Below are 18,824 nucleotides of genomic sequence, written 5' to 3'. Positions count from 1 at the left end.
CCAAATCCGCACTATGCGGCCTCAGAAACCTGGTCTTCCTCAATAGGACACACCACAGGAACGCCTCCATCATTAAGCACGCGGGCTCGAATTCCATAGACGCGGGCCAAAAGATCCGGTGTGAGAACGTCAGCAGGACTCCCCTGGGCAACCACGTGGCCGTCGTGAAGCATGACAAGCTCATCGCAGTAGCGGGCTGCGAGATTGAGATCGTGGATTGCGACGAGCGCCAAGGAGCTCCGTGAGGCGACCTCCGCGCGGACGAGCTGTAGGAGTTCCACCTGGTGGCGCAGGTCGAGGGCGGAGGTGGGTTCGTCGAGAAGCATGACCTCGGGATCGCGGACAAACATCTGCGCGACGGCGACGAGCTGACGCTGACCGCCGGAGAGCTCGCCGACGAAGCGGTCGGCAAGGTGCTCAATACCAACCTTCCGGAGAACCGCCGCAGTGTGCTCAATCTCGGAGCCGCGCACGCGCAGACGCCCGGCGCGCCGGCCAGAGACCAACACCGATTCAAATGCGGTCAGCGAGGCACTTGCTGGCAGATCCTGGGGCACGTAGCCCACCACATCGCGCAGTTCGGAGCCGACAACCCGCTCAGTGTCACGGGTCAGCACAATCTCCCCGGACATGGGCTTTCGAATCCCCGCCAGGGTGGTCATCAGTGTGGACTTACCCGCAGCGTTTGGCCCGAGCAAACCCGTCACCGTACCCGGCTTCAGCGTGCGCATCGACGCCCCGCGCAGCACCTTCCGCTTGCCATAGCCTGCAGCTACTTCGTTGACATCGAGAAATACGCCCATTAGTTCCACACCGTCCTCTTACGCAGGAAAACCAAACCGACAAAGAATGGGACACCGACGATTGCGGTAATGATGCCAATCGGCACTGCCACACCCGGCACCACCGTGATGGATACCGCATGAGCTGCCGCAAGCAGCGCCGCGCCTGCCGCCATCGATGCCGGGGCAAAGAAGCGCTGTTCTTCACCGACCAGCATGCGCGCAATGTGTGGACCGACCAGTCCGATGAAGCCGATGATGCCGGCAAAGGCCACTGCGGTTGCCGCCAGCAGCGAGGCTACAATCAGCGTCGCAATGCGCAGCCTATCCACATTGATGCCCACGGCTTTTGCGCGGGCATCGCCAAGTCGCAACACCGTCAGCGCCCACGCATAGCGAATGGTGAACGGAATGGCGATCAGCAGTGCCGCCGCAATAATGCCGTTGGCCACCCAGTTCGCGCGCTGGAGCGAGCCCATCGTCCAGAACACAATCTGCTGGAGCGCCTCGGTAGTCGCGCGGTATTGCAACAGCGACAACAGCGCTTGGAATAGAAACACCAGACCAATACCCAGCAGAATCATCGATTCCTTACCCGAGCCGCGCCATACCGACGCCGCCGCCACAATCGCCACCGCGATGACGGATGATACCCAGGCCACGGCCGCCAGGTTGAACTGCGCATGCGGAATAATCACCCAGCCCAGCACAATCGATGCCGCCCCACCGAACGCCGCTGCAGCCGAAATACCGAGGGTAAACGGCTCCGCCAGTGGGTTGTCGAGGATTGTCTGCATCTGTGCACCGGCAAGCGACAGCGCTGCACCAATCAGCACTGCCATCACTGATGCAGGAAGGCGCAGCTTCCACAGCACCGTACGAGTGGTTTCATCAACATCATTCGGGCTCACGATGCCCCGGACGACGTCTCCCACACTCAGTGACATCGGCCCCACGATTGTCGCCACTACAAACGCGCACACGGCCAGCCCCACCAGCACCGCAATAACGGCGATCTTTCGGGCTGAGCGTCGTCGGTACTGTCGCGCAGAGTCGTAGGTCGTGCTTGACGACGGACACTCGTGCTGTTCGGTGGAGAGCTGCGACTCTTCACCGCCACTGTCGTTGGTGGAGGTGGGCTCGCGGGGTTCGTCGTCAAGCCCTGACGCGGGAGCGTGCAGATTGGTGTAAGTCATCGGATTCCTTCTTCGATGGTGGAAGATGGGTTACTTGGTCGGCTCCAGCGCGGTGAAGAAGGTGCCGCTGAGTTCGAAGGGTAGGTAGTCCTTGTGGAACTTGGCGAAGTCAGCGACTGGGTCGAGGTCAGCGAACTCTTCGGGGTGAATCCACTTAGCGAACTGCTCGAGAGCGAAGACGTTGTACGGCGAGTCGTAGAACTGGTGGAAGGCGGCGTACAGGTCCCCCTTCTTCGGCGCAGTCAGGGTGTCAAAACCCGGAGTCTTCAGCAGGCCTTCCAGAGTGCGCTGTGCGGTCTCTGGAGTGGCGGTGTAGCCGAGTTCGACGTGTGGCAGCACTTCCGGCTTCTTCGGATCGAGCGCCCAAGAACCACCGGTGGCGATGATCTTCTCCGGCTGGACGGACAGGACCTTCTCTGCGGTCACGTCGCCCGATTCGGTGTCGAGGAGGCTGTCTCCGAGGTTCTCACCGCCGGCTGCTGTGACAAGGTCACCGAGGTTGGACTTGTTGACGGTCGAGCAGCAATCCTTGAGACCGGCTGCTCGCCAGACGAAGGTCTTTGGCTTGTCTTCGAGCTTGGCGGCACGTTCGGTGATCTCGTTGACGCGCTTTGTGTAGAAGTCGGTGAACTTCTTGGCATTGTCCTGCTCATCGACGATCTGGCCGAGGAGCTCGACGGACTTGGCGGTATTCTCCAGGGGCTTTTGCCGGAAGTCGGTGAATACGTACTTCAGACCTGCCTGATCGAGCTTGGTGAGGAAACCGGACTGCTCCGCGGCCTTCTTGTGGTCAAGGGTCATGACGACCACGTCTGGGTCGTGGGAGATGAGGTTTTCAACTGTGACATCGCCCTTGGCGATATTGCCGATGGTCGGCATGTCTTTCAGCTCGGGGTTCGTCTCGAAAAGCTTGGTTTCAAACGACGGTGCGCCCGAATGCAAATCGCTGCCCATGGCGACAACGTGGTCACCCGGGTTTTCTTGGTCAAGCATCGCGGTGACAAACATGGCGCGGCCTTCACCGAGCACGACTCGTTCTGGCTGCTTGTCGAAGGTCACAGTGCGACCTGCGACATCAGTGACAGTGAGTTCTCCTTTGTTGTCGGCAGCCTCGTTCGACTCTGCGTCCGCACCGCATGCTGTAGCGACGAAGCTCAGCGCTGCACACCCGATTGCGGCCAGAGTTTTGGTCTTTGGCGCGGTTTTAGCCTTGGCGAAAATATTGACTCTCATGCGTTTCAGTTTCTGCCTTGTTTATTTCTGCGTAATTTTTGGTACTTAGGGTGCACAAAGAGAAGTGAACAGTCACCCCTTTGCTTTAGGCACGCCTTACCTTACAGCTTGAAACGTAGAGAAAAAAGCGCCCTGCTAGTGGTTGTTTTACTAGCAGGGCGTGGAAGTCTTACTTCCTTTCGAGAACCGACTGGAAGCACCTCAGCATCACTTCGCGGTCTTCATTAGCAAGTGGTGAAATTACTTCCTGGCGAACAGTGTCTACATAATCCGGCGCCGCCTCGGCAAACACGTGCCGACCAACGCCTGTTAAGACGACGACATAATCCGAGTCCGGGTCTTCGCCGTGGTCTTCGGTGTGAATAAATCCGCGCTTTTCCAACCTGTTGGTATGCAGCAGCGCGCGGGGATGGTTCCACTTCAGTCGATCACAAATCTTGTCAACATGCAGAATCCCATCCTCTACCTCATGCAGAGCGATGAGCAGGGTAAAGTCCGCGAACGTCAGCCCGGTTCGAGTGCGTAGGCTTCGCTCGATATTGCGCTCTACCTCGCGAAAAGCAGCTACCATCGACTGCCAAAAGAGCTGTTCATCATCACTCAGCCATTCAAATGAGTTCATACTGCTCTAGGCTAATGGTGAGAGCCTCGTAGCGGAGACAAATGAGAAAACACTCACAAAAAACTTCTGGCTACTCTGCTTTTCCGTCGACTGAATCGGTGACCGTAGCATTGGCGGTCTCTGCAATCTTATCGAGCACAGCGGAAATCCCCTGATAGTCGATATTCTCACCGAGCACATCAAACAAAACATGGCGCACAAGCTTCACATGGTTCGGCGCCGCCTTCTCAATCACGGTTCGACCGTGTTCAGTAAGCGTGACATCAATACCACGGTTATCGCAGGCGCAGCGTTCCTTAGTTACTAGCCCGCGTCGCTCCATGCGAGTAATTTGATGCGACATTCGGCTGCGGTCCCATTCCAGGGATTCGCACAGGGTGCGCATGCGCACTACATTGTCTTCAGCCTCGGAGAGAACAACCAGAACCGAAAAATCTGCAGTGGAAATATCGAGAGAATCTTGCAGCTGAAGGTCGATTGACCTGTCAACGGCCCGTTTAGCGTTCAGAATTGAGCGCCATAACCGCTGCTCTTCATCACTTAACCACGGAACATCTTGCATATGTACAGAGCCTACTATCTTGAAACCAAATCCTGAATTTTCATAAACTCCGCTCCCGTCACACGATCAAACCGGGCTTCATCGCACGTCAGGACTAATACCTGCATATCGCGCCCCGCTTTGGCAAGAGCATTATTCATCCGCCGCAAACGGTGTTCGTCTGAATAACCTAATGCATCATCAATAATCACCGGAGCGCCTTGCCCGCCCTCCATGACACCGGCAACGGCCAAGCGCAGCAGAATGTCCAGCTGCTCCTGCGCTCCACCAGATAGCTCATCGACATCGAACTTGCCATCGGCATTGGACCGTGACTCAATCTGCAAGTCCTCATTCATCGTGAACTGGGTTCCCGCACCGAACACACCGCCGCCGTACTCTTCGAGCTTGCGGAGCAAGGGGTCAGCCAGCGCATTCCGCGATGCCGCGCGTGCCTGTGTCATTACCTCCATAAGAGTCTTGGCGGCGGCTGCACGGCGACGCATCGAGTCCCGATCTCGCTGTGTTCGCTCCACTACCCCCTCAGCAGCTGCCAGCTTCTCATTCGCGCTGTCGAAATAGTCCAAGTGCACCCGAATCTCTTGCCGGCGCTTTTCCAGCTCAGCCAGGCGATTCTCAACTGCATCCCGTCGCTGCTTAGCGCCCGCGAGCGATGCTTCCACGTCGTCGGCATCCCGCTGCGCCAGCTCTTTCAGAGCCGTAGCCAGCTGCTCTTCTGCCGCCTCATAGTCCTTGCCTCGGTTTTCCACCGCAGCAAAGATCTCGGCATCCGAGGCTTTTTCTCGCGCCGTCGTGAGCGAATCTTCGCGGACCTTCAGGACGGACCGAGCCCCTTCAAGCTCGCTGCTGGCCTTCGTATAGTTGGCGTGTGCAGGACGCTTTTCCAGCTTCGACAAGCGCATATCGGCATTGTCACGCTTCGACTCGGCATCCCTACGCCCCGCTGCAGCTTCTTCCAACCGCGCCTTCGCCGCTACCAAGTCAATCTCCGTCGGCGCATCCTCGCCCGCAAGTACCCGATACCGCTCGCCCTGTACTCGTGCTTCTTCCTTCGCATCGTCCAGCTCTGCGTTGAGCTGGTGATACTCCACACCGTCGGACACCGCAGTTATGGATGTCTCCACCTGGAATTTTGCTTTTTCCGCTTCACGACGTCGTGCGTATGCCTTTTGTGCTTCCGCGACAGAATCAGCGCCTGCCGCCTCAAGCTGTTCCTTGAGCGATATCTCTGCTTTTTCTAGCTTGCGCTGCTGCGAATCTGAGCCGTCTCCGGGCTGGATAGCAACCGTGACGTCGCCAACTTCGATGGCCAACGGCTTAGTAACCGCACGTTGAACTGTCTCAGCCTCCGGAGCTAGCCCCACTTTCTCGCCGTCGACTGTGACCTCCTGCGCACTACTAGCCGAGAGCTGCACACTCGGGCTCGACGCCTCCAGCACAGCGGTGGCTGTTGCAACTTCGCGTTCGCAGGTCAACAGTTTTTCCATTACCTCCTCGGTAACGGAATTCCGAGCAATTACCTCCTTTTGCTCTGCCAATTGCGCGCGGAGCGCATCGAGCTTCTCCACTCGATTCGACAAGGCTTCAACCAAGCCGCGCTTCTCCCCCAATGCGACTTCAGCTGCAGCCAGCTCTTCTGCTTTTCGAACTTCGCGGTACGCGGTCACAACCGCATCGCGATCTTCCTGTGCCTTCTTTAAAGCTGCGACCTCCTTATCGAACGCTTCCTTAAGTTCAGCAACTTTCTTCTCTGTGGCGGAATGCTGATCCCTGGCATCTTGTGCCTGCTGAATGAAGGTTTCGCGCTCTTGCTGAGCCTGTTTAGCTAAGTCGAGCTGCTGCTTCGCCGCTGCAGAGACCTCCTGTGCCTGGGACACGGCAACCCTGAACTTTTCGAGTTCTTCGAGCGCCTGCGCCCAATGCTCGACTTCGTTTTTGGCTTCTGGCAACGATGCCCGCTGCGTGTGTTGGCTTTCTTCATTACGAGCAGCTTCCTCATTGAGCGCTTCGAATTCCCGGACCTTTTTCGCCGCTTCGTCGCGCACCCGCTGGGCTTCCGCCAGCTCCTTGTCTACGTCGGTAAGCTGCTTGCGCTCTTTGCCATTTTTTTGGAAATAGTTGCCGTATTCAGCTTCAACGGCTTCAAACAGACCTACCTCTTCTGCGGTTTCCGCGCGCTGCCCCGATGCCGACTGCAGTGCGCTTGTGACCTGCGCATACCCGCCCAAGGAGAGTGTCTTTTGCGCTTGTCCCTGTTCAGCAACGAAAACCTGCCACAGGTTCTTGGTGTCCGCATTGTGCATTCGGGCGGCCAGCCACTCTTCCGCCTGGTCATCTTTAAGAACCTCGGCTGTCGGAGAGTGGACGGTGACGATTGTGCCGGTGTCCTTGGTGCTACCAAAGACCTTGTCCAGCGTAAATTCGTAGCCGTCAAGCTCCAGCCGGAGCTTAACCTGCGGCTTTTCCTGGCTGGAGTGACTGTTCAGACTAAGCGCTTCGCTTGACCTGGACTTCCATTTTGTCGTCAGCGCAACGTGAATAGCTTTGGCAATTGTCGTCTTACCTGACTCGTTTTCACCGGAAATCACTACCACGCCACGCTCGGCGAGCCCTGTGATTGAGAGTGAATCAATCGCACGTACATTGTGTAATTCGATGTCGTGAAAACGCATGATTTATTCCTTCTCTCCGGCCAGGCGCGCCAGCAAGCGAAGCGCATCGGCTGCTGCGGTGGTTTCAGATTCTGATAGGGGGCTGCCGCTCTCGGTTCGCCCTTTGCTCAAGACCGTTAGTTTTTCTGCAGCTATGAGCGGATAACCGGTGAGATTGAGATTAGAGATATCCCCCTCGGACGGAACCACCGTCAAATCGGAGCCACTTTCCCGGCGATAAAGTGCAGCGAAAAGCTGTTGATACTGCTCAAGTCGATTTTCAAAGGTAGTCGACTCCGACAGTGTCACGGTTCCTCGCAATGAATACTTCACCGCTGTGTCTGTCTTCGCCTCGATACCGTCCAGTTCAGCAAAGAACTCATCGAGGTCTTCCGCACCAGTGATATCCATGTCGATGGCATGAAAAGCCCACTGCCCCACTCGGTGGGAGGCCACGGTAACTGAGTCCTTTTCGGGGCCGCTCTCTACAATGTCGACGACGAGTGCATTGCCGGAATCCCGTTCTTTGTCGTCGTACGCTGTGGTTTCGTGTGCGCCGGAGAAATAAACTCTGCCAGCATGATCGAGTTGGCTCGTGGAGTGGGAATCCCCCAGCGCAACATAGTGCAACGCCCCGCGGTCAATAGCTTGTTCCAAGCTGGTCAGATCAATGGTGGCTCCTGCATCAGCACCAAAGCCTTCTACTTGGCCGTGTGCGACCATCACTCGGATTCCATCGGCGGGCTCAAGCTCCGTGGCTATTTCCGCCACGATGTCGTCTGCCGAATACTTGCCGCGCACTGGCACACCGATGAGTTCCACCCCGTCACGGATTGCAATGGGCGCGCTGTCGCGAATTACGTAAACTCCTCGGTCTTCCAAAGATTCGAAAGCACTACGTCGATAAATGGAAGAAGCATCAAGCGCATCATGGTTGCCGGGTAGGAAATACACCGGCACGGGTAGCTTGGCGATTCGCTCAAGAGCCCGCAAAAACACCTTGTCCGGCAATGTGTTGGAATCGAACACGTCTCCAGCGACGACAATGAACTCAGCGCCTTCGCTAATCGCCAACTCGCCGATGCGATCGATGGCGTTGAGTCGACTTTCGTGGAACCTAGCTTGGGCTTCACCGCCGTCGAGCTCTAGGAACCACCGAGTCATTCCCAGTTGCCAATCTGAGGTGTGAATGAATTTCATGACTAGCGCTCCTTTTGTCCCAGGCTCAGCGATTCCTGCAGATGTTGCCAACAATCTTCCAAATCAGCGACTGCACGAATGGTCTCTCTCGAAATTACGCAGGTTGGCTGCAATGCTTCATGCAGCAAACTGCGGTCGGTAACTGTTAGTGGGTCAATAACCTCGAGCGAAGGAACACTGACTCGTTCCAAATCATTGCCCCAGTAGTCGGCTTCGACAGCGAAAAGTTCGGCAACCTTCTTCTGCTCGTTGTCACCGCTATCTTTTCCACCAGCGTCATTCGACTTCTGGGCGGTTTTATTGGGATTCTCCCGAACCGCGCCACCAAGCCCGAGGCGCTTCGGCGCAGTCCGGTTTCGCAGCTGTGTTAGTTCCTGAAGCCGGCGTTGCAATTCGCGCTGCGGATAATCGCGCAGCTGTAGTAGCGACAGCGGATCGCGGTCGATATCAGCGACAAGTTGAGCGGCAACTGCAACGGTGTGCTTACACACAGGTGCCGGGTCCGGGCAGGTGCATTCGCTGTAAATGTGCTCTTCGCCATCGCACAACAGCATTTCCATCTGCTCATACGGCAACTCGCCGTGCTCAAACTCTGTGAAGGCCGACGGATTGTTCACCAACCACCGCAGTACGTCGTCAGTTTGTTTCTGCTCCCGCCGTGGGAACCGAATAAAGACTGAAAATGGTTCCGGCTGGCTGCCCTGCACTTCACCGATGATGTAGCCATCCGCGATTCGAAGCCCCAGCACATTGCCGTCGAACCTGTACTTCTCACCTCTGTGAACACGACCCGAATCAGCGCCACGGATGATGAACTCCCACACCCACCGGGCAAAAGTAGTACGTGGCTCGACCGCCACGCGCGCTGCGGTTCCACGTCGCTGCTGTCCGGTAAATGCACCAGCCCAGTCCTGGGTGGCCAGGAGCTTTTCAATCGTCGAGCTGGTTGCTGGCGCGCTTCGCGCCGTAGTCCTTTTACGACCACGCTTTCCAGAGGGCCCCTTGCCAAACTCGGCAAAGATGACATTGTCGCCCCATGTCACGTCTCCGTCACCGGCCATCAGTACCACCTCTTCTGGACCCTAAACGGGGTCACATTGTTGGGAATCGAATCGTCATCCGAGATTGTGGAGTCCGATGCCGTGCCCTCCGGGTTCACCCCATCGGTCACCGTCCCACCGGACTTTGACTCCGCTGCGTCCATCGATTCACGCAGTGACTGAATCTTGTCCTTGTCCAATTGCCACAGAGACCGCAAACGGTGAAAGTCCATCTCCGTCAGCTTGGTTTCACCAGCGCGCACAACCGCATCCGCCAATTCTGCCTTCTCGAAAATCAGCTCGTCGATACGCTCTTCAAGCGTTCCCACACTGACCAGCTTGTGCACGTGTACGTCTTTACGCTGACCGATGCGGTAAGAGCGGTCCGTGGCCTGGTTTTCAACTGCTGGATTCCACCACCTGTCAATGTGAATGACGTGGTTGGCGGCAACCAGGTTGATGCCAACACCTGCCGCGAGAGTAGACAGCAAAATGATTGGTGGGCCGTCCGGGGCATTAAACTCTGCCACTACTTTCTCGCGCTGTGCCGGAGTCATTGCCCCTTGGATAAACGGAATGTCCACGCCCAGGCGCTTGCTGAAATGAGGGGCGAGCATCTTGCCGAACTCCACGAACTGCGTGAACACAAGCGCGCGTTCACCGTTTTGGACAATCTCATCGACGAGCTCTTCCAGCCGTGCAACCTTGCCCGAGCGATGCTGCCCATGATTAAGCAGCCCTGAGCCGTCGTGCTGGTAGTGCGCTGGGTGGTTGCAAATCTGCTTCAACTTCATGATGCCGCCGAGGATGATGCTCTTTCGCCCGAAGTTGCCAGAGCGATTCCGCTTCGAGCGCTTGAGCTTGTCCTCGATGTCCTTCACAGCTTCCTGATACAAGAAAGCCTGCTCCGTCGTGAGAGGAACCATCTCCACCTGCTCATTCTTCTTGGGCAGGTCCGGCGCAATAGCTGGATCCGACTTGAGTCGGCGCAGAATAAAAGGTGCTGTAATCGACTGCAATTGCAGTAGCATTTCCGCATTCCCATCACGCTCGATGGGAATCGCAAACTTGTTGCGAAATGCATTCGCCGACCCCAGCATGCCTGGATTACAGAAATCCATGATGGTGCGCAGCTCGCCCAAGTCGTTTTCCACCGGAGTACCAGTCATGGCGATGTTGTGCCGCGAGCCCAGGCTCCGCAGCGCTCTGGATACCTGGGCGTTGGGGTTCTTAATTGCCTGTGCTTCGTCAGCAATCACATGATCCCACTGCACTTGGGCGAGTTCGTTCACATCGCGGGTAGCAACACCATAGGTCGTCACAACAACATCGTGTTTTCCGATAAATTCTTGTAGTTCCCCTCCATGAGGGCGGTTTGAACCATGCAGCAGCCCAACCTTAAGCTCTGGAGTGAACTTTGCCGCTTCTGCTGCCCAGTTGCGCAACACACCTGTCGGAACCACCAGCAGCGAAGTCTTGTGCCCTTGAGCCGTAGCATCTGCTTTCCGACGGCAGCGCTCATACTCCAACAGCGCCAGAATTTGCACAGTCTTACCGAGCCCCATGTCATCCGCGAGAATGACACCAAAGCCGCGGTTGGACATATCCGCCAGCCACTCCACACCGCGCTGTTGATACTCCCGCAGCTCACCGACAAAACTCGGTGGCACCTCGACCGACTCTGCGAGGGCCGTGGAACCGTCTGAGTACTTCGACACCAACGCCTTGAGCCAAGAGGGGTCCCTGGGGGCGACTGGCACTGCTGCTGGAGCTTGCGACTCTAAGCCACCGTCGAAGACCAGCTCTTTCAGGGTGGCTTGCCCCTTACCGGTTTCCTCCCCGGCCTTGGTCTGCTCCACCAAAAACTGCAGGGCTTCCCTAGCTACCTCTGGGTTCGCGTGCACCCAATGGTCTCGCAGATGCACTAGCCCCGTACTCGATGCAGCGAGCTCACGCATTTCCGCTTCCGTCAGTACGGCATCCCCCACGGCCAGCTTCCACTCGTAATCAACCAGTTGGTCAAATCCGAGTTTCGGTTCCGAACGGCGCCCAGCAGGCCCCGTCGGATCTAACTGGACGACTTCAGTGTGCAACTGCAGGGTGGTCTCCACTGACTTCCAGTTCGGCGGCAGCATCACATCGATATCAACCTTTGCCAGCTGCGAGATGCCATCAGTCATAAGCTCTATCAGCTGCTCTGAGGTCAGCAGCAGATCCAAGCCCGGGTGTCCCGCTGCTTTCGCATATTTGAGCGTTGGGAATGCCTCCTGTGCCGCCAATAGCTGCGGGCGAAGCAGCGACAGCACGGACCGGCGACACATTTCTGGATTCAGGCGCTCCGGAGCTGCGACGCCGATGCGGTAGTACATCCGCAATGGCCATAGAGTCTCATGTTCCACCGCAGCTGAACGAGGATTGAAGCGAGTTACTGAGCCGCCTTCTTCATCCGCTCGATTCCGCAACTCCAACAGCTGCGGAAGATCCACATCCGGCAAGTCTTCCAGCTGGCCTTCAAAACCAACAGGTTCCTGCACCATTAGCTGCAGACGAACATCCTCACCATCGGCCGACAGCCTCCACTTTGCCAGTGACTGCGCCACCCCCGGCGTCGCACGCCCCAGGGACTGAGACTGCAACAACGACCGCACGAAACTCTGCCGCTGTTCTGCCGGTTCATCCAGATCGGCCAGAAGCGCGTTGGTGACCCAATGAAACATCCGATTGATGAAATCCTCAGCCACCGTGGCGCCTCCGTTATCAATCAATACCGGTGGTGTACGAGAAATGACCTGACTCTGCCAAGCAATCTCACTCAGCCCCTCCGACATCCGCCACGTCGGCCACCACTCATTGTCTTCCCACGTCAGCGCCACCAATGCCCGCCCAGAGCGTGCGAAAGCATCCAATCCCTGTACAACATCCACAAAGAACCGAAGATCCGGTGCCATCGCCGCCGAGGAAACTTCCTCCTGCAATTGCACCAGTGCCGTCACCGCAGCCCATGGCGGGAACACCCATGTGGGTACCGCTTTCTCTACTGCCCGCCCCTTCGGTGTGCGCAGTTTTAGCGTCAGTTGCGCTCGACTCCCCTGGTCCAGCACTGCAAAAAGCCGACGCTGATGCGCCGGGACTTCCAGCAAATCCACGTCCGCAATAATCCGGTGCCCCTCTGGCCGCTCCACCCATAGGTGAAGACCCGAATCATCTTTCCAGACCGCGTGCAGCAGCAACGGCACCGCTGACTTAGCAACTTGGTCCATTACTTCCTCCCCACTGCTTGCTCAGTCATCACCGTCTAATCACCCGGCGACTTCGCCACCAGATATTTGTTCAATGAAGATTCTGCCACGCACCCCGGATCAGCTTTTCCACCACACCACAACATTAGCACGCATGTTCGAATTATGTATCTTGCAAAAATTACTCCTCCTCTACCCAAATACCCCTTTTCCCAGGTAATTTGTCGCACTTAACCGATTTTTAAAAGCTTTTTCAACGCTTCTTATCTTGCAATGCAGCGCATCACATGAAAACGTCGTATAGGCCACAAGAATTAAAAATGTGTGACTCGTGCAATAGTTCTGCCATGGTTCGCATGTGCCAGTAGGCTCCGCTGACTGTCGAAGATAGTCCGGAAGCTGAAGCTGTGCTGAATCGCGAACCGCAGGTTCCACCGTGGACGTCGGCCACTTTTTGGCTCGATGCTGCCGCGGCGCTGTGAACGTCGTCAAGCAGACTTGATTAAGCGAAACTGAGTTGTGCGCCGAAAATGCTTTTTGGTGCGCTAGGTAGTGCGCGAGTCCGACTGTACGACTAATAAATAATGAGGAGTTGCCCTGTGGACCAACACACATGGTTCATCATCGCACTAGTCATTTATCTGCTGTTGATGGTCTACATCGGTTGGACCGGATGGAAAAAGACTGCAGAGTATGACGAATACATGATTGGCGGCCGCGGCCTACATCCGTTCGTCGCGGCACTGTCAGCGGGTGCATCGGACATGTCCGGCTGGCTGCTGATGGGTCTGCCCGGCGCGATTTACCTTTCGGGTCTGAACCAGACCTGGATTGCAATCGGCCTGGTCGCAGGCGCATGGCTGAACTGGAAGTTCACCGCACCACGCCTGCGTAGTTACACCAAGATTGCTCGTAACTCGATTACCGTGCCGTCGTTCCTGGAGAATCGTCTGCACGATACGTCGAAGGTGCTGCGCGTTGCCGCAGGCCTGATTATTTTGCTGTTCTTCACCTTCTACGTCTCCTCGGGCATGGTGGCAGGTGGCCGTTACTGGGAGTCGACGTTCGGTGGCAACTACCTCGTCGGCATGCTGTTGGTAGCGGCTATCACTGTCGCGTACACCCTGTTCGGTGGCTTCCTGGCGGTGTCTTACACAGACACGGTGCAGGGCATCATTATGTTCATCGCACTGCTGGCGGTTCCGACTGTCGGCATCATCTACCTAATCAACAATGGCAACTCCGCCTCGGACATCTTCAGCTTTGCTGCTAACAACCCCTACCCGGGCAGCGAGGGACAGCCGGTTGAGGCCTTCTTCGATCCGTTCGCTGGCATTCCGCTAATCACGATTATCGGTCTGCTCGGCTGGGGTCTGGGCTACTTCGGCCAGCCGCACATTATCGTTCGCTTCATGGCTCTGCGTAGTGCAAAGGACGCAACCGAGGGCCGCCGCTGGGGCGTTGGCTGGCAGGCACTGTGCATGCTCGGCTCCGTCCTCGTGGCGCTGACCGCAACTGTTTTCTTCGCTACGAACCCAGATGCTTCGGTCACTGATGCGTCTTCCTACGAGACCATCTTCCTGGACATGACCCGCATCCTGTTCCACCCGCTGATTGCAGGCCTGATTCTGACTGCAGTACTGGCAGCAATCATGTCCACCATTTCCTCGCAGCTGCTGGTGTCTTCCTCCGCGCTAATCGAGGACCTGTTCAAGGCAACGGTCAACAAGTCCCTGCGTCCGAAGACCTACATGGCTCTCTCCCGCGTCGCCGTCGCGCTGATCGCCATCATCGCCGCAATCATCGCTGCTAACCCGAACAGCTCCATTCTGGATCTGGTTGGCTTCGCGTGGGCTGGCTTCGGCTCGGCATTCGGCCCGGTGCTGCTGGCCGCCCTCTACTGGTCGCGCCTGAACACGCCAGGTGCTGCTGCCGGCATGATCACCGGTGCGGTTGTCTCCTTCGCATGGGGCATGAGCTCGCTCAGCGACACTCTCTACGAGATCGTCCCGGGCTTCGCCGCTGCAACTGTCGTGATGATCATTGTCACGCTGCTTACCAAGGAGCCGAACGAGAAAATCAAGGAAGAGTTCGACCACGCAGCAAAGCAGGCTCTGGTCTAACGCTTTGATCTAGGCTTGGCCTCCGCTAGCCCCGCAGGCTAGCCCCGGCGCATACCTACAAGGGAACCGAAAAAGTATTTTTCGCGCCCAACTAGGTATGCGCCCTTTTTTATTTGCCATCCTGGCCGCCTCCCTGACTGCCGCCTTTGTCTCATCCTTTGCGCTTACGCGAGTTCTCGTCACCTCCTCCCCCGCGGGCTCGGAGACGGAAGCCGTCGTCAAGCAACTGCGCACCGTACGCGTCGTCGCCGACCGCCCCACCGTCACCGGATACAAGCGCGAGCGCTTCGACGTCTGGGCAGGTTCTGCCGATTGCAATACACGCCATAAAGTGTTGGCGGCGTGGTTCGGGGGCTCTGCGTGTTCGCTTGACGACGGCTCCCCGCGCGAAATCCCTGACCCTTACACGGGTGACCCGGTTGGTGCGCATGAGGTCGATATCGACCACATTTATCCGTTGGCAGCGGCGTGGGATTTCGGAGCCTACGCCTGGGATCCCGAGAGGCGTCGGCAATTTGCCAACGATATCGAGACCAACCTCGTGCCCACGCGAAGCGCGGTCAACCGGGATAAAGGAGATGCCAGCCCGGCGGAATGGCTTCCCGAGGATGCGAAGGCGTGTGACTACTCGCATCGTTACTTAGCGGTGGCCATTAAATGGGACCTGCCCGTATCTTCGGCAGACTGGACGGCGCTGGCAGCTGCGTGTGGGATCCGCGCTGGGAAAGGCACGAAATAGAGAAAATAGTGCGAGCACGTTAAGTTAAGGACTGGTCTTAATAAGGAAATATCCAGGCCACTCCTCGCTTGAACGCGAGGCCTACATTCAGTCGTGGAAAGGTAATACGTGCAAAACGTAGTTCTTATGGTTCACGTCCTAGCGGCAATTCTGCTGCTTGGACCGGTGACTGTCGCAATTTCGATGTTCCCGAAGCTCGCGCTTGCAGCCCGCGGCGGAGAGGCAGGAACGGTCGGCGCCGCGCGCACCATGCACGCCATTTCGCGCACCTACGGCATGTGGTCGCTGCTCGTGCCGCTGCTCGGCTTCGGTGTCATGTTCACCGATGTGTCGACCTACATGAAGTCCGGGGCAATGCACGCCGCAATCCTGCTGGCGATCATCGCCTGGGCACTGCTGTTCTTCCTGGTCATTCCGCGTCAGCGTCTGATGATGGCCGGCCTCGGCATCGCTGACGAAGACGAGGATGTTGACGATCCGGAGTTCATCGAACGTCGTAAGAAGGCTGACGAGCTCGACTGGGACAAGCAGAAGGGCCAGCTGGCCATGTTCTCCGGCATCTTCTCCCTGCTGTGGGTTGTCGCCGGCATCCTGATGTTCTTCATCTAGAGCACACGCTCAGACACAATAAAACTGCCGGTGCGCCTGTACGTCTCGGCCCGACTTTTAGGGCTGGGAAGTACATGCGCACCGGCAGTTTTTATTTTCTAGGTCAGCGCCACGGACGTTGGTCGCCTGACGACAACCACCCTGCACAGCTGCCTAGTAGGTTTAGCGGCGTCCGCCTCGGTGGTAACCACCACGGCGGTCATCCCGGTCACCACGGTAGCCACCGCGACCGCGTCCGCCACCACGACGGTCATCGCGACCGCGACCACGACCGCCGAAACCGTCACCGTCATCGAAGTTTCCACGGTAGCTACCCCGGCTGCGTCCGCCACCACGACGGTCATCGCGGCCACGACCACCACGGTATCCTCCGCGACCGCGGCCGCCATCACGACGATCGCCACGGTAGCCACCACGGCCACCACGGTAGTCATCGCTGTCGTCGACAGAGGTGCCGTCGTCAAGCTTCAGCCCAATGAGCTGGCCGGAAATGCGGGTATCGGAGAGGTTGTTGATGACTTCTTGCGGCAGGTTGGCCGGCAGTTCGACCAGGGTGTGGTCGCCACGGATGTCGATGTGTCCGAAGTCCTTTGAGGACAGGCCGCCCTCGTTGGCGATGGCGCCCACAATGGCACCCGGGCGGACGTGCTGGCGACGACCGACGCTGATGCGGTAGGTTGCGGTGCCCTCGCGTTCGAATTCGACCAGGTCGGCGCGCTTGCCCTGACCGCGCTCACCACGGGAGCGACCATCGCGGCCACGGTTGCGGTCGCGGTCGAAACGATCACGGTCACGATCATGACGACGGCCACGCGGTGGCTCCTTCATCAGGAAGTCGCCCGACTGTGCCTGTGCAGCGATAGCAGCGGCGATATCAACCAGCGGGGTGTCGTGCTCTTCTGCGTACTCCTCGATGAGCTCGCGGAAGACCGGAACCTGCGAATCAGCAAGCGCCTCAGTCAAATCATCAGCGAACTTCTGCTTGCGAGAGTCGTTGACCTCATCGACGGTCGGCAGCTTCATCTCGTGCAGCTGCGACTTGGTTGCACGCTCAATCGAGCGCAGCAGGCGCCCCTCACGCGGGGTGACAAAGAGCAGCGCCTCACCGGAGCGGCCAGCGCGACCGGTACGACCAATGCGGTGGACGTAGGACTCAGTGTCGTGCGGAATGTCGTAGTTGACCACGTGGGAAATGCGGTCAACGTCCAGGCCACGAGCAGCCACATCGGTTGCCACCAGGATGTCCAGGCGACCGTCCTTGAGCTGATCAATCGTGCGCTCACGCAGAGTCTGTGGGATATCGCCGTTGATGGCGGCAGCGGAGAATCCGCGGGCACGCAGCTTCTCGGCGAGCTCCTCGGTCTCGTGCTTGGTGCGCACGAACATGATCATCGCTTCAAATTCCTCGACCTCGAGGATGCGGGTCAGCGCGTCCAGCTTGTTGCGGTGGCTGACCATCAGGAAGCGCTGGCGAATGTTGTCCGCAGTGCGAGTCTGGGACTTGACGGTAATCTCTTCCGGCTCCGTCAGGTACTGCTTGGACAGGCGACGAATCGCAGCCGGCATGGTAGCCGAGAACAGCGCGACCTGCTTGTCATCCGGGGTGTCGGCAAGAATGCGCTCGACATCCTCCTGGAAGCCCATCTGCAGCATCTCATCGGCCTCGTCCAGCACCAGGAAACGCAGGTCGGAAATGTCCAGCGAGCCCTTCTCCAGGTGGTCGATGACACGACCAGGCGTGCCGACGATAATCTGCGCACCTCGGCGCAGACCCGACAGCTGCACTCCATAGGACTGACCACCGTAGATTGGCAGGACCTGAATCTTGCCCAGGTGATCAGCAAACGACTGGAAGGAGTCCGCAACCTGCAGCGCCAGCTCACGGGTCGGAGCAAGCACCAGAGCCTGTGGTGCACGGACGGAGCGATCAATGCGAGCCAGAATCGGCAGCGCAAACGCCGCGGTCTTACCGGTACCAGTCTGAGCCAGGCCGACGACGTCGCGGCCGCTCATCAGAGTCGGGATAGTTGCAGCCTGAATTGGGGACGGAGTCTCAAACCCAACCTTGCGAACTGCATTGACAATGTCATCCGGCAGCTCAAGCTCATCGAAGCCGACGGTGTCGTCGCCGTTGTCGTCTTTGTTCTTTTCGGCCTTCTTCTCGGCCTTTTCCTTGACCTCAGCCTTTTCGGTCTTTTCCTCAGCGGCCTTCTCTTCGACCACCGGTGCTTCCTCGGCCACTACATCCTCGGCCTTCACAATTGCGTCCTCGCGGTTTTCGCGCTGATCCTCGCGGTTTTCCTCGACGCTGCCATTCATTTCATTATTAGCCATTTGGGGCTCTTCCTGGGCCTTTTCGCCCGCACACTCAATATTCAACAGTTGATTACTCACAGTTGGGTCGCACATACATGACCCGCCCAATTTACGTTCTTGTTTTTCAGTGCTCTCACGTCGGAATTGCGATGACATCGCTTCTCTTGCACATACTTCGAAAAATTGCGCCCAAACCCAATTCAGCTTTTACTTCCGAGGAGGGGCGCCCATCATGCACTATGCACTTTCAAGCGTTTCACCAGCGAATTTATACCGCTGCCAGATTCTCTGCGACATTGTCGTCAGGATTTCACACCGATTGCCCAGACTACGCCACCGTCGGTCAAAAAACCATTTCCTGTCCGCAAGGTCACGACACTAGACGGACGATTTCTTGGACGAGGCCCGGCGCTGGGGCCGTCGTCAAGCGAGCGCATTGCACCCACTTCGGGGTGCCTACTTTGTAATTTCCTAGGGTGAGCTGGCTAACATTTTCCCTACAAGTTTGTACA

13 protein-coding genes are annotated in these 18,824 nt (G+C 57.6%); 3 read left to right on the top strand and 10 right to left on the bottom strand.

The genetic code is table 11. The annotated features are described in order from the left end of the window. Positions 1-11 precede the first annotated feature (11 nt). From HMPREF2878_RS04245 to HMPREF2878_RS04205, 9 genes are all read right to left on the bottom strand, one after another. Positions 12-803 carry an ABC transporter ATP-binding protein gene (locus tag HMPREF2878_RS04245; protein WP_049190084.1) on the bottom strand — a complete coding sequence of 264 codons (792 nt, stop codon included), beginning with the start codon at positions 801-803 and terminating at the stop codon, positions 12-14. Then, positions 803-1,978 carry a FecCD family ABC transporter permease gene (locus HMPREF2878_RS04240; RefSeq protein WP_070652906.1) on the bottom strand — a complete coding sequence of 392 codons (1,176 nt, stop codon included), beginning with the start codon at positions 1,976-1,978 and terminating at the stop codon, positions 803-805. The genes HMPREF2878_RS04245 and HMPREF2878_RS04240 overlap by 1 nt, the downstream gene beginning before the upstream one ends. Before the next feature lie 30 nt (positions 1,979-2,008). Next, positions 2,009-3,211 carry an ABC transporter substrate-binding protein gene (locus tag HMPREF2878_RS04235; protein WP_070429338.1) on the bottom strand — a complete coding sequence of 401 codons (1,203 nt, stop codon included), beginning with the start codon at positions 3,209-3,211 and terminating at the stop codon, positions 2,009-2,011. A 169-nt stretch (positions 3,212-3,380) separates the two neighbouring features. Then, entirely contained in the window at positions 3,381-3,833 is a 453-nt protein-coding gene (locus HMPREF2878_RS04230; RefSeq protein WP_070437896.1) for a MarR family winged helix-turn-helix transcriptional regulator, read from the bottom strand. A 70-nt stretch (positions 3,834-3,903) separates the two neighbouring features. Next, positions 3,904-4,395 carry a MarR family winged helix-turn-helix transcriptional regulator gene (locus HMPREF2878_RS04225; RefSeq protein WP_070437900.1) on the bottom strand — a complete coding sequence of 164 codons (492 nt, stop codon included), beginning with the start codon at positions 4,393-4,395 and terminating at the stop codon, positions 3,904-3,906. 14 nt (positions 4,396-4,409) lie between these two features. Further along, complete coding sequence (locus tag HMPREF2878_RS04220) at positions 4,410-7,067, bottom strand: ATP-binding protein (RefSeq protein ID WP_070652905.1); 2,658 nt, start codon at positions 7,065-7,067, stop codon at positions 4,410-4,412. Between the two features lie 3 nt (positions 7,068-7,070). Next, positions 7,071-8,246, bottom strand: a complete 1,176-nt coding sequence (locus HMPREF2878_RS04215) for a metallophosphoesterase family protein (protein ID WP_070652904.1) — start codon at positions 8,244-8,246, stop codon at positions 7,071-7,073. A gap of 2 nt (positions 8,247-8,248) precedes the next feature. Further along, entirely contained in the window at positions 8,249-9,307 is a 1,059-nt protein-coding gene (locus HMPREF2878_RS04210) for a hypothetical protein (RefSeq protein ID WP_070429342.1), read from the bottom strand. Next, the gene (locus tag HMPREF2878_RS04205; protein ID WP_070652903.1) at positions 9,307-12,546 is read right to left on the bottom strand and encodes a DEAD/DEAH box helicase; all 3,240 of its coding nucleotides are present in this window, start codon (positions 12,544-12,546) and stop codon (positions 9,307-9,309) included. The genes HMPREF2878_RS04210 and HMPREF2878_RS04205 overlap by 1 nt, the downstream gene beginning before the upstream one ends. 578 nt (positions 12,547-13,124) lie before the next feature. On the opposite strand from HMPREF2878_RS04205, the gene putP reads away from it, so the two are divergent. The 3 genes from putP (at position 13,125) to HMPREF2878_RS04190 (ending at position 15,996) form a co-directional block, all read left to right on the top strand. After that, entirely contained in the window at positions 13,125-14,648 is a 1,524-nt protein-coding gene (gene putP, locus HMPREF2878_RS04200) for a sodium/proline symporter PutP (RefSeq protein WP_070546799.1), read from the top strand. 97 nt (positions 14,649-14,745) lie between these two features. Then, entirely contained in the window at positions 14,746-15,387 is a 642-nt protein-coding gene (locus tag HMPREF2878_RS04195; RefSeq protein WP_070652902.1) for an HNH endonuclease family protein, read from the top strand. Positions 15,388-15,495: 108 nt separating this feature from the next. After that, the gene (locus HMPREF2878_RS04190) at positions 15,496-15,996 is read left to right on the top strand and encodes a hypothetical protein (RefSeq protein ID WP_048732816.1); all 501 of its coding nucleotides are present in this window, start codon (positions 15,496-15,498) and stop codon (positions 15,994-15,996) included. 162 nt (positions 15,997-16,158) lie between these two features. On the opposite strand, the gene HMPREF2878_RS04185 is transcribed toward HMPREF2878_RS04190, so the two are convergent. Then, positions 16,159-18,330, bottom strand: coding sequence for a DEAD/DEAH box helicase (locus tag HMPREF2878_RS04185; RefSeq protein ID WP_070652901.1), 2,172 nt, complete (start codon positions 18,328-18,330; stop codon positions 16,159-16,161). Between the last annotated feature and the right edge of the window lie 494 nt (positions 18,331-18,824).

Source organism: Corynebacterium sp. HMSC065H09 (assembly GCF_001812845.1).
GTDB classification, from domain to species: Bacteria; Actinomycetota; Actinomycetes; order Mycobacteriales; family Mycobacteriaceae; genus Corynebacterium; species Corynebacterium jeikeium_D.
This window is presented reverse-complemented; position numbering and strand designations above follow the sequence as displayed.

What these genes read in the sequence shown, in the direction of transcription:
- HMPREF2878_RS04240 (WP_070652906.1), bottom strand. Translation starts at nt 1,978, where the DNA reads ATGACTTACACCAATCTGCACGCTCCCGCGTCAGGGCTTGACGACGAA.
- HMPREF2878_RS04210 (WP_070429342.1), bottom strand. Translation starts at nt 9,307, where the DNA reads ATGGCCGGTGACGGAGACGTGACATGGGGCGACAATGTCATCTTTGCC.
- HMPREF2878_RS04245 (WP_049190084.1), bottom strand. Translation starts at nt 803, where the DNA reads ATGGGCGTATTTCTCGATGTCAACGAAGTAGCTGCAGGCTATGGCAAG.
- HMPREF2878_RS04215 (WP_070652904.1), bottom strand. Translation starts at nt 8,246, where the DNA reads ATGAAATTCATTCACACCTCAGATTGGCAACTGGGAATGACTCGGTGG.
- HMPREF2878_RS04205 (WP_070652903.1), bottom strand. Translation starts at nt 12,546, where the DNA reads ATGGACCAAGTTGCTAAGTCAGCGGTGCCGTTGCTGCTGCACGCGGTC.
- HMPREF2878_RS04220 (WP_070652905.1), bottom strand. Translation starts at nt 7,067, where the DNA reads ATGCGTTTTCACGACATCGAATTACACAATGTACGTGCGATTGATTCA.
- HMPREF2878_RS04230 (WP_070437896.1), bottom strand. Translation starts at nt 3,833, where the DNA reads ATGAACTCATTTGAATGGCTGAGTGATGATGAACAGCTCTTTTGGCAG.
- HMPREF2878_RS04185 (WP_070652901.1), bottom strand. Translation starts at nt 18,330, where the DNA reads ATGGCTAATAATGAAATGAATGGCAGCGTCGAGGAAAACCGCGAGGAT.
- HMPREF2878_RS04235 (WP_070429338.1), bottom strand. Translation starts at nt 3,211, where the DNA reads ATGAGAGTCAATATTTTCGCCAAGGCTAAAACCGCGCCAAAGACCAAA.
- HMPREF2878_RS04195 (WP_070652902.1), top strand. Translation starts at nt 14,746, where the DNA reads ATGCGCCCTTTTTTATTTGCCATCCTGGCCGCCTCCCTGACTGCCGCC.
- HMPREF2878_RS04225 (WP_070437900.1), bottom strand. Translation starts at nt 4,395, where the DNA reads ATGCAAGATGTTCCGTGGTTAAGTGATGAAGAGCAGCGGTTATGGCGC.